The sequence below is a fragment of the Pseudomonas sp. NPDC012596 genome, from assembly GCF_042902325.1.
GTDB lineage: Bacteria > Pseudomonadota > Gammaproteobacteria > Pseudomonadales > Pseudomonadaceae > Aquipseudomonas.
Map to the genome: position 1 here is coordinate 19,067 of NZ_JBIBEB010000020.1, position 11,841 is coordinate 30,907.

At 63.7% G+C, this 11,841-nt stretch carries 6 protein-coding genes; 3 read left to right on the forward strand and 3 right to left on the reverse strand.

The window, feature by feature from the left end; all coding sequences use genetic code 11:
* Window positions 1-108: 108 nt before the first annotated feature.
* The gene (fadD1, locus tag ACFY68_RS21495) at window positions 109-1,806 is read left to right on the forward strand and encodes a long-chain-fatty-acid--CoA ligase FadD1 (RefSeq protein ID WP_346611606.1); all 1,698 of its coding nucleotides are present in this window, start codon (window positions 109-111) and stop codon (window positions 1,804-1,806) included.
* 112 nt (window positions 1,807-1,918) lie between these two features.
* Here fadD1 and ACFY68_RS21500 read toward each other — a convergent pair whose 3' ends face one another.
* Window positions 1,919-3,226, reverse strand: a complete 1,308-nt coding sequence (locus ACFY68_RS21500; RefSeq protein WP_387531491.1) for an NAD(P)/FAD-dependent oxidoreductase — start codon at window positions 3,224-3,226, stop codon at window positions 1,919-1,921.
* A 30-nt stretch (window positions 3,227-3,256) separates the two neighbouring features.
* The gene (locus ACFY68_RS21505; protein ID WP_387531494.1) at window positions 3,257-4,621 is read right to left on the reverse strand and encodes a glutamine synthetase family protein; all 1,365 of its coding nucleotides are present in this window, start codon (window positions 4,619-4,621) and stop codon (window positions 3,257-3,259) included.
* Between the two features lie 531 nt (window positions 4,622-5,152).
* Here ACFY68_RS21505 and hrpA point away from each other — a divergent pair.
* Together hrpA and ACFY68_RS21515 are read left to right on the forward strand one after the other, a co-directional pair.
* On the forward strand, window positions 5,153-9,058 hold the full coding sequence (hrpA, locus tag ACFY68_RS21510) for an ATP-dependent RNA helicase HrpA (protein WP_387531497.1): 3,906 nt from the start codon (window positions 5,153-5,155) through the stop codon (window positions 9,056-9,058).
* 175 nt (window positions 9,059-9,233) lie between these two features.
* Window positions 9,234-10,355, forward strand: a complete 1,122-nt coding sequence (locus tag ACFY68_RS21515; RefSeq protein WP_387531500.1) for a beta-ketoacyl-ACP synthase III — start codon at window positions 9,234-9,236, stop codon at window positions 10,353-10,355.
* 191 nt (window positions 10,356-10,546) lie between these two features.
* Here the strand turns inward: ACFY68_RS21515 and ACFY68_RS21520 are convergent, their stop codons facing one another.
* The gene (locus tag ACFY68_RS21520; RefSeq protein WP_346611601.1) at window positions 10,547-11,791 is read right to left on the reverse strand and encodes a putative porin; all 1,245 of its coding nucleotides are present in this window, start codon (window positions 11,789-11,791) and stop codon (window positions 10,547-10,549) included.
* Between the last annotated feature and the right edge of the window lie 50 nt (window positions 11,792-11,841).

Sequence of the window (11,841 nt, forward strand, 5' to 3'; positions counted from 1 at the left end):
CGGCCCGCTTTCAGATGTTTCGGTTTGCAACGAACCGCCATCTCATATCAATAATAAACGCATCGACGCGTGAATCGAACTTCGCTGTTGCTGAAGGAGTGGGCTTCCATGATCGACCATTTTTGGAAGGATAAATACCCAGCCGGGATTACGGCGGAAATCAATCCTGACGAATTCCCCAATATCCAGGCGGTACTCAAGCAATCCTGCCAACGCTTTGCCGACAAACCGGCCTTTAGCAACCTGGGCAAGACTATCACCTATGGCGAGTTGTATGCCCTGTCGGGCGCTTTTGCGGCCTGGCTGCAGCAGCACACCGACCTCAAGCCGGGTGATCGCATTGCCGTGCAGCTGCCGAATGTCCTGCAGTACCCGGTAGCGGTGTTCGGCGCCATGCGCGCCGGCCTGATCGTGGTCAACACCAACCCGTTGTATACCGCGCGGGAAATGGAGCACCAATTCAACGACTCCGGTGCCAAGGCGCTGGTGTGCCTGGCCAACATGGCGCACCTGGCCGAAAAGGTCGTGCCCAAGACCCAGGTCAAGCACGTCATCGTCACCGAAGTGGCCGACCTGCTGCCACCGCTCAAGCGCCTGTTGATCAACAGCGTGATCAAGTACGTGAAGAAGATGGTGCCGGCCTATAACCTGCCCAATGCCGTCCGCTTCAACGATACGCTGGCGCAGGGCAAGGGCCAGCCGGTCACCGAGGCCAACCCGCAAGCCAATGATGTCGCCGTGCTGCAGTACACAGGCGGCACCACCGGTGTGGCCAAGGGTGCGATGCTGACCCACCGCAACCTGGTCGCCAACATGTTGCAATGCCGCGCACTGATGGGCGCGAACCTGCAGGAAGGCTGCGAGATCCTCATCACGCCGCTGCCGCTGTACCACATCTATGCGTTTACCTTCCATTGCATGGCGATGATGCTGATCGGCAACCATAACGTGCTGATCAGCAACCCGCGTGACCTGCCGGCGATGGTCAAGGAGCTGGGCAAGTGGAAGTTCAGCGGCTTCGTAGGCCTCAACACCCTGTTCGTTGCGCTGTGCAACAACGAGGCGTTCCGTGCCTTGGACTTCTCTGCACTGAAGATCACCTTGTCCGGTGGCATGGCCCTGCAATTGAGCGTGGCCGAGCGCTGGAAGACCGTCACCGGTTGCGCCATCTGCGAAGGCTACGGCATGACCGAGACCAGCCCGGTGGCGGCAGTCAACCCGGCCGAGGCCAACCAAGTCGGCACCATCGGTATCCCGGTGCCCTCGACGTTGTGCAAGGTTATCGATGACAGCGGCAACGAACTGCCGCTGGGCGAAGTGGGCGAGCTGTGCGTCAAGGGCCCGCAGGTGATGAAGGGCTACTGGCAGCGTGAAGAGGCCACCCACGAGATTCTCGACAGCGAAGGCTGGCTGAAGACTGGTGACATCGCTTTGATCCAGCCGGACGGGTACATGCGCATCGTCGACCGCAAGAAGGACATGATCCTGGTCTCGGGCTTCAACGTGTACCCCAACGAGCTGGAAGATGTGCTGGCGGGCCTGCCGGGCGTGCTGCAATGCGCCGCGATCGGTGTGCCGGACGAGAAGTCGGGTGAGCTGATCAAGGTGTTCATCGTGGTCAAGCCAGGCATGACCGTGACCAAGGAGCAGGTGATGGAGCACATGCGTGCCAACGTCACGGGTTATAAGGTGCCGCGTTACATCGAGTTCCGCGATGCGTTGCCGACCACCAACGTGGGCAAGATCCTGCGTCGTGAGTTGCGGGATGAAGAACTGAAGAAGCAAGGGTTGAAGAAGATCGCCTGATCGGCCTTGCTGGCCTCATCGCCGGCAAGCCGGCTCCCACAGGCCAAGCGCAGTTTTCAAGGGCTGCGCCGCCTCTGTGGGAGCCGGCTTGCCGGCGATGAGGCCGGTACGATCAGCGCAATTTCTCAAGCATCTGGTAGTACCACATCCCCGCCGCCAACAGCGGATTCCCCAGCACGTCCCCCATCGGCACTTTGATGTGCTTGCACGCCGCGAAGGTGTCGAACTTCTCAAGCGTCCCGGTCAGCGCCTCGGCCATGATCTCGCCCATGATGTGGCTGGTGGCAATGCCATGGCCCGAATAACCCTGGCAGTACCAGACGTTGTCCGACAGCTTGCCCAGCTGCGGAATGCGGTTGACCACGATGCCCATCGCGCAGCTCCACTTGAACTCGATCGGCACGCCCTTGAGCGCCGGGAAGGTGCGTTCGATGCACGGCCGCAGTTCGCCGGCGATATCCCGCGAATCCTTGCCTGAATAGTTCGCACCACCGCCGAACAGCAGGCGTTTGTCGGCGGTCAGGCGGTAGTAGTCGAGCACGAACCGGCAGTCGTACACGGCCATGTCCTGCGGGTTGATTTGTTCGGCCAGTTCACCCAGCGGTGCGGTGGTGACGATGCCGCCCATCGCAGGGAATATCTTGCCCTTGAGCTGGCGTTTTTCCAGCTTGTGGTAAACGTCGCCGGCCAGCATCACCTGGCGCGCCTCGACGCGGCCATGGGCGGTGACCACCGCTGGGCGTGGGCCATGAATGATGTCCAGCACTTCGGAGTTTTCGAAGATGAGTGCGCCCAGCGCATGGGCGGCACGCGCCTCGCCCAGGCACAGGTTGAGCGGATGCAGGTGCAGGTTGCGCATGTTTTTCAGCGCGCCCAGGTACAGCGGGCTCTGCAGGTGTTCGGCAACGGCGCTGCGGTCGAGCATCTGCACCTGCGCGCCCATGCCGCGGCGCTGCGCTTGGGCTTCGAAGTCGCGCAGTTCGTCCAGGTGCGAAGGTTTCATCGCCGCGTGCAGGTGGCCGCGCTTGAGGTCGCAGTCGATGCCATAGCGCTCGACCCGCTGCTCGATGATCTGGTGCCCGCGCCAGCGCAGGTGCCAGATGAAATCGTCCACCTCGCTGCCCAGGCGGTTGCGCATCTGTGTACGCATGGCTTCATCGCCCGACAGGCTGCCCGTGACCTGCCCACCATTGCGGCCGCTGGCACCCCAACCGATGCGGTTGGTTTCGATGATCGCCACCTTGAGGCCGCGTTCGGCCAGTTCCACCGCGGTGGCCACGCCGGTGAAACCACCACCGATGATGGCCACGTCGACGTGCACGGTGCCCTTGAGTTGCGGGTACTGGGTGTGGTCGTTGAGGGTAGCGCTGTAGTAGGACGGCGCACGCTGGGCCGGGCCGTTGTTCACTGCTGCGTTCATGGGTGTTCCTTGTTCTGAATGGGGTGGGGCTCAGGCCTGGTGCAGGTACCAGCGCCAGTCCTGTTCGCTGACTTCGGCCATGAACTGGCGGTACTCGGCGCGTTTGACCTTCAGGTAAACCCCGAGGAAGTCGCCGCCGAGCGCTTCGCGCGCCCACTCCGAACGCTCCAGGGCATCGAGCACGGTCAGCCAGTCGGTGGGCAGGTGCTCGGTGGCCTGGGCGTAACCATTGCCTTCAACCGGTGCGCCCGGGTCGAGCTGTTCACGGATGCCACGATGGCTTGCCGCGAGAATGGCCGCAGCGGCCAGATAAGGGTTGGCGTCGGCGCCACAGATGCGATGCTCGACATGCCGGCTGTTGGCCGGGCCACCGGGCACGCGCAGGCTGACGGTGCGGTTGTCGACGCCCCAGGTGGGCGCCAGCGGTGCATAGCTGTTGGCTTGGAAGCGGCGGAACGAGTTGGCGTTGGGGCAGAACAGCAGCAGCGAGTCGTGCAGGTGGCGCAGCATGCCCGCCACCGCTTGGCGCAGCAGCGGGGTGCCGGCCTTGTCTTCGCTGGCGAACAGGTTGTTGCCGGCGCTGTCGGCCAGGCTCAGGTGCATGTGCATGCCGGTGCCGGCCAGGTCGGCGAAGGGCTTGGCCATGAAGCACGCCTGCATGCCATGGGCATGCGCGACACCTTTGACCAGGCGTTTGTAGCGCACGGCGTGGTCCATGGCTTGCAATGCATCGCCATGCTCCAGGGTGATTTCCACCTGGCCTGGGGCGTATTCGGAAATGGCCGTGCGCGCCGGGATACCTTGGGCTTTGCAGGCAGCATAAAGGTCGGCAAGGAACGGTTCGATTTGTTCCAGCTCACGCAGGCCATAGACCTGCGTGCTGCGCGGGCGGCCGCCGTCGTTGTCCAGCGCCGGTTGCGGGCGGCCCTGGGCATCGCGTTTCTGGTCAAGCAGGTAGAACTCCAGCTCGCAGGCCATCACCGGGTAGTAGCCGTCGGCGTTGAGCGCTTCGATGGTGCGCAGCAGCACATGGCGCGGGTCGGCGACGCTGGCAGGCAGGCCTTCGCTGGGGTGCATGCTGACCTGCACGGCGGCGGTCGGTATACGGCGCCAGGGCAGGCGCACCAAGCTGCCTTCCAGCGGATAGGCGCGGCAGTCGATGTCGCCGACGTCCCATACCAGGCCGGAGTTCTCCACGTCATCGCCGTTCAGGGTCAGGCCCAGGATGGTGCTGGGTAGCGGGCGGCCGCTCTGGTATACGGCCAGCAGCTCGTCGCGGTGCAGCAACTTGCCGCGCGGAACGCCGTTGGCGTCGAGGATGAACAGTTCGAACAGCTCGATATCAGGGTTTTCGGCAAGGAAACGGCTGGCGTGCTCTACAGGTGCAAAGTGCATGATGGGTTCGCTCGTGGGCGCACAGGACCGCCGCGCAGGGGCGGTCCAGCTGAGTCAATCGGCCTGATGGCGGCCGGGTCTGGTCAGTGAAGCGTGAGCGAAGTATCCGGTGGGCGGGCGTGACGGCAGTGCCACAGGGCCCAGAAGGCGAGGATCACATGCACCAGCGGATTCTCGCCGGCGCGGGTCCGGGCCTTCGCGAGCGAAGGGCGGGGAAGCGGCGGGGCGATGGGCTGATCGGGGGTCATCCCTGGATACTCACATGCGGCGTAAGGTTGATTAAAGCAGTGAATGGCAACCTTTACATCGGGCTTCACTAAACATATGTGCGGTCTGCACCGGCCCTATCGCCGGCAAGCCGGCTCCCACAGGTACCCCACAACGTTCAGGTCCTGTGGGGTACCTGTGTGAGCCGGCTTGCCGGCGATAGGGCCAGTCCAGCCAGCAAAGAGCCCTCGAATCTGCGACAATCGCGCCCCTAAGAATGCCGATCATGAAAAAGCAGGCTCACCTGCATCACTAAAAAGCCCCATGACTGACCACGCTATCGACAAACTGCTGCAAAACCTCGACCACGCCATGATCGCCGACCGCCATCGCCTGCGCCGGCAACTGCACGAGCTGCGCAAGCGCCCCGACGAGGCCAAGCTGGCTCAGTGGGTGGAAAAGGTCCAGGCGTCCTGCGCCCAGGTTACCGCGCGCCAGGCAAGCGTGCCGCGCATCCGCTACGACGACAGCCTGCCGATTGCCGCCAAGCGCGACGAGATCAAGAAGGCGTTGGCGGAAAACCAGGTGTTGGTGATCGCCGGCGAAACCGGCTCGGGCAAGACTACCCAGTTGCCGAAGATCTGCCTGGAACTGGGCCGCGGCAGCCATGGCCTGATCGCCCACACCCAACCGCGCCGGATCGCCGCTCGCAGTGTGGCCGCGCGGGTTGCCGAAGAGCTGGGCACGCCGTTGGGCGGGCTGGTCGGTTACCAGGTGCGGTTCGAGGACCAGAGCGAGGCCAATACCCTGGTCAAGCTGATGACCGATGGCATCCTGCTGGCCGAAACCCAGCACGATCGCTTTCTCGAGCGTTACGACACGATCATCGTCGACGAGGCCCACGAGCGCAGCCTGAACATCGACTTCCTGCTCGGCTACCTCAAGACCCTGCTGCACCGCCGCCCGGACCTGAAGCTGATCATCACCTCGGCCACCATTGATCTTGAGCGTTTTTCCCAGCATTTCGATGGCGCGCCGATCATCGAGGTGTCCGGCCGCACCTACCCGGTGGACACCTGGTACCGCCCGCTGACCAGCGAGCAGGACGAAGAGGGCAACCAGGTCGAGGAAGACCTCACCGTCGACCAGGCGATTCTCGCCACCCTCGACGAAATTGCCCACCACGAGCGCAGTGAGGGCAAGGGCCCTGGCGACGTGCTGGTGTTCCTGCCGGGTGAGCGTGAAATTCGCGACGCAGCCGAGATTCTGCGCAAGGCCCAGCTGCGCCATACCGAAATTTTGCCGCTGTACGCGCGCTTGTCGCCGGCTGAGCAGCAGCGCATCTTCCAGTCGCACACCGGGCGCCGTGTGGTGCTGGCCACCAACGTGGCGGAAACATCCCTGACCGTGCCGGGCATCCGCTACGTGATCGACACCGGTACCGCGCGCATCAGCCGCTACAGTTACCGGGCGAAGGTCCAGCGCCTGCCGATCGAAGCCGTTTCCCAGGCCAGCGCCAACCAGCGTAAAGGCCGCTGCGGGCGGGTAGAACCCGGTATCTGCATCCGCTTGTACAGCGAAGACGACTTCAACGGCCGGCCGGCGTTCACCGACCCCGAGATCCTGCGCACCAACCTGGCGGCGGTGATCCTGCAGATGCTCCACCTGCGCCTGGGCGCCATCGATGCCTTCCCGTTCATCGAGCCGCCAGATGGCAAGGCCATCAGCGACGGTTTCAACCTGCTGCAGGAGCTGTCGGCGGTCAACCGCGAGAACCAGCTGACACCCTTGGGCCGCCAATTGGCGCGCCTGCCGATCGACCCACGCTTGGGCCGCATGCTGCTCGAGGGCGCCCGCCTGGGCAGCCTGCAGGAAGTGCTGATCGTCACCAGTGCGCTGTCGGTGCAGGACCCTCGCGAGCGTCCGCCGGAGCGCCAGCAGGCCGCGGACCAGGCGCATGCCCAGTGGAAGGACGTCGATTCCGACTTCGCCGCGCTGGTCAACCTGTGGCGTGGTTTCGAGGAGCAGCGCCAGGCCCTGACTGCCAACCCGCTGCGTAACTGGTGCCGCAAGCACTTCCTGAATTACCTGCGCCTGCGCGAATGGCGCGACGCGCATCGCCAGCTGGCGCTGATCTGCCGTGATTTGCAGCTGACGGTGAACAAGGAACCGTCTGACTACCAGAAGATGCACAAGGCCATCCTCAGCGGCCTGCTCAGCCAGATCGGTCACAAAACCGAAGAGGGCGACTACCAGGGAGCCCGCCAGCGGCGCTTCTGGGTGCACCCGTCTTCGGGCCTAGGCCGCAAGCGCCCACAGTGGGTGATGGCCGCCGAACTGGTCGAGACCACCAAGCTGTATGCGCGCATGGTCGCCAAGATCGAGCCCGACTGGATCGAGCCGCTGGCAACCCACCTGGTCAAGAAGAACCATTTCGAACCGCACTGGGAGAAGAAGCGCGGGCAGGTGGTAGCCTTCGAGCAGATCACCCTTTACGGCCTGATACTGGTTGGCCGCCGCCCGGTGCATTACGGTCCGATCGACCCGGTCACATCGCGTGAACTGTTCATCCGCGAAGGGCTGGTCGGGGGCCAGATCCAGTCGCGCGCCAAGTGCCTGGCCGCCAACAAGCGCCTCCTGGAGGAGCTCGACGAACTGGAAGCCAAGGCGCGTCGGCGCGACATTCTGGCCGACGAAGAAACCCTTTACGGTTTCTACGAAGCGCGGCTTCCGGCTGAGATCCACCAGACCGCGACTTTCGACAGCTGGTACCGCATGGGCAGCCAGAAGGACAGCAGCCTGCTGATCATGCGCGAGGAAGACGTGCTGGCCCGCGAAGCCAGCGAAGTCACGGCGGCGCAATACCCGGACAGCCTGCAGGTGGGCGAGCTGCGCCTGCCGCTGAGCTACCACTTCGAGCCGGGCCACCCGCGTGACGGCGTCACGGTGCGGGTGCCCGCGCCGCTGTTGCCAAGCCTGCCGGGCGAGCGCCTGGAGTGGCTGGTGCCGGGCTTGATCGAAGCCAAGTGCGTGGCACTGGTGCGCAACCTGCCCAAGGCGCTGCGCAAGAACTTCGTGCCGGTGCCGGATTTCGTCAAGGCGTCGCTGGCACGCATGACCTTCGGCCAGGGCGCGCTGCCCCAAGCCCTGGGCCAGGAGCTGCTGCGAATGACCGGTGCACGCGTGCCCGACGAGGCTTGGGCGGAATCGGTCGGCCTGGTCGAAGGCCATTTGCGCATGAACATCGAAGTGGTCGACGGTGACGGCAAATTCCTGGGCGAAGGCCGCGACCTCGCCGAGCTGACCGCGCGTTTCGCCGCCGCTAGCCAGGCGGCGCTGGCGGTGCCGCGCAACGACAAGGCTGAGCAGCCGGTGCAGGCCAAGGCTTTCACCGAAGTGAAGCAGACCGCCCAGCAGAAGATTGCCGGCCTGTCGATGACCGTGTACCCGGCGCTGGTGGAACAGAGCGGCAGCGTGCACGAAGGGCGGTTCTCGACCCAGGCCGAAGCCGAGTTCCAGCACCGCCGCGCCTTGCAGCGCCTGCTGCTGCAGCAGCAGGCAGAGCCGGCGAAATTCCTCCGTGGCAAGCTGCCGGGCCTGACCGAGCTGGGCTTGTTGTACCGCGAACTGGGCCGTGTCGAGGCGCTGGTCGAGGACATCCTGCTGGCCAGCCTGGACAGCTGCATCCTCGAAGGCGAAGCCGCGCTGCCGCGTGATGGCGCCGCCTTGGCCGGCCTGGCCGAGCGCAAGCGCGGTAGCTGGGCCGAGCATGCCGAGCGCCTGGCCCGCCAGACGCTGGAAGTGCTGAAGCTGTGGCACGGCCTGCAGAAGCGCTTCAAGGGCAAGATCGACCTGAGCCAGGCGGTGGCGCTCAACGACATCAAGCAACAGTTGGCCAACCTGGTGTATCCGGGCTTCGTGCGCGAAACGCCCGCAGCCTGGTTCAAGGAGTTGCCGCGCTACTTGAAGGCGGTGGAATTACGCCTCGAGAAGCTGGGCAGCCAGGTGCAGAAGGACCGGGTGTGGAGCGCTGAGTTGAGCAACCTCTGGGCCCAGTACAAGGCCCGTGCCGACAAGCATGCCCAGGAGGGCAAGCGTGACGAGCAGCTGGCCTTGTACCGCTGGTTGCTGGAGGAGTATCGGGTGTCGCTGTTTGCCCAGCAGCTGGGCACGAAAGTGCCGATTTCTGACAAGCGTCTCAGCAAACAGTGGTCTCAGGTGGAAGCCTAAACCTCAGAAGATGTGGCAATATTGATCCTATTTGGGGCTGGCCATACAGCCCCTGTGGGAGCGGGTTTACCCGCGAACGAGGGCCGCGCCCTCGCCCTTGATCTGGCACTAAAGTGCCATTACGCATTTTCCAGCCAGCGCCCCGTGGCGATGGCCTTTGACCAGAGGAACGACCGTGCATAACGTCGTGATCAGCGGCACCGGCCTGTATACCCCGGCCCAGAGCATTTCCAACGAAGAACTGGTGGCGTCCTTCAACGCCTGGGCGCAGCAGTTCAACCTCGACAATGCTGCTGCCATCGAGCGTGGCGAGGTCGAGGCAGCGCCAATGTCCGACGCCGCGTTCATCGAAAAGGCCTCGGGCATCAAGAGCCGCTTCGTCATGGACAAGGCCGGCATTCTCGACCCGCAGCGCATGAAGCCGCGCCTGCCGGAGCGCTCCAACGACGAGCAGTCGATCCTCTGCGAGATGGGCGTTGCCGCCGCGCGCCAGGCTCTGGAACGCGCCGGCCGCACGGCCGCCGATGTCGACGGCGTGATCGTCGCCTGCTCCAACCTGCAGCGCCCGTACCCGGCCATTGCCATCGAAGTGCAGCAGGCGCTGGGTATTCAGGGCTTCGCTTTCGACATGAACGTTGCGTGTTCGTCGGCCACGTTCGGCATCCAGACTGCCGCCAACAGCGTGAAGCTGGGCCAGGCCCGCGCACTGCTGGTGGTCAGCCCGGAAATCTGCACTGGGCACCTGAACTTCCGTGACCGCGACAGCCACTTCATCTTCGGTGATGCCGCCACTGCGGTACTGGTGGAGCGAGCCGACCTGGCCACCTCGGCGCACCAGTTCGACATCCTCGGTACCAAGCTGCAGACCGTCTTCTCCAACAACATCCGCAATAACTTCGGCTTCCTCAACCGCGCGGCGGAAGAGGGCGCTGGCGCGCGCGACAAGCTGTTCGTGCAAGAAGGCCGCAAGGTGTTCAAGGAAGTCTGCCCGATGGTCGCGGAACTGATCGGCAAGCACCTGGGCGAGAACGACCTGCAGCCGTCCGACGTGAAACGCTTCTGGTTGCACCAGGCCAACCTGAGCATGAACCACCTGATCGTCAAGAAGCTGCTGGGGCGTGAAGTGGCTGAGGAAGATGCACCGGTGATTCTCGACCGCTATGCCAACACCAGCTCGGCGGGGTCGGTGATTGCCTTCCACTTGTACCAGGATGACCTGGCCCCGGGCTCGCTGGGCGTGTTGAGCTCGTTTGGGGCGGGGTATTCGATTGGTAGCGTGATCCTGCGTAAACGCTGACCTGCCGCGTCGGCCCCATCGCCGGCAAGCCGGCTCCCACAGGAACCCCACGATGCTTCAGCTGTGTGGTGTCTCTGTGGGAGCAGGCTTGCCGGCGATGGGGCCGACGCATTTCTTGCAGACAAAAAAAGGCAGGAAACGCCGGATGGGGTCGGCATTTCCCGCCTCTATTAAAGCGAAGGCGTTGCAGCTTAGAACTTAGCCTCCAGGTCCACCTGCAAGGTGTCGACATCCGCATTGCTGTTCGGCAGCTGCGACAGGTCGGTCTTGGCCATCAGGTAAGCAGCCCCCAGCGAGAAGTTCTTGTCGATTTCGTAACCGACCTTGAACTTGTGACCCCGCGAGCCGGTGAAGCCGTTGCCAAAGTCGGAGTCGGTGAACAGGCTGACCACGGCGTTACGCTGCACGTCGCGGTAGTTGTAATCCAGGCTCCAGGCGCCAACCTTGGTCTTCAGACCGGCCAGCCAGGCCTGGTCTTCGCCATCGGTGCTCTCGGTGTTCTTCACGTATTGGCCGTAGGCCGCCAGTGGGATGGCGAAGCCGGTGAAGTCGAGCTGGCCGAAGCCTTCCACCAGGTTGAACTCGTTGGTGGTGTTGCCGAACGACTGCAGGATGGCCGCTTCCTTGTCGTTGTCGTAGCCGTAGATGCTCGCACCCACGGTGACCTTGAGCGCATCGACCGGCGCGAACTTGGTGCCCAACTGCGCGTGGTAGACCTGGGCGTCATGCTTGTACTGCACGCCGTCGCCGTCCACGTTGTCCTTGAGGGTGTACTGGCCAGCGCTGGCGAATACCTCGGCGCCGCCCAGGTCAGCCTTGTAGGTGGCTGCCACGCCTTCCGGGTTGATGTCGCTGTCCCAGATGATGTCGCCCATGTTCACCCAAGGCTGCTGCATCTTGCCGCCGATCAGGTGCAGGTTCGGGATAGCCGTCGGGTGCCAGTCCAGGTAGGCCAGGTCAACCCACAGCGATTTCTTGTCGAAATAGTTGTCGAAGCTCTGGTTGGTGGAGCGGCGGTCGGCGCTGCTGCCGGTAGCGATACGCACGCCAGCATCGACTTGCGGGTTGATCTCGCTGTAGAAACCGACGCGGGCACGCACGCGCTGACGGTCCTGGTTGCCGCTGCTGCTGTTTGGATCGTCAACGTTGACGTCTTCGTAGCGCAGGCGCACATCGCCCTTGATCTGGGTCTTGGCGGCCCATGCCACTTTCTGTTCAAAGGAGCTCATACGTTCGGACTGAGCTTTCTGGTCGGCCTTTTCCTTGGTTTCTTTTGCCAGGTCGCCCTGCAGTTCGTTGTACTGCGCCTGGTTGATCGAGCCGTTGGCGCGGAGCATTTCGAGCAGCTTGGCGTCGACAGCAGCACTGGCCGGAGTACTCAGAGCCAGCATCATGCCGGTGAGGCTCACTCCGGTAAGTGTAGAAACAAGACGCATAAGGTTCTCCCTACTGAAAAAAATTGGGGAGGCTCAGCGCCCGCCCCGTG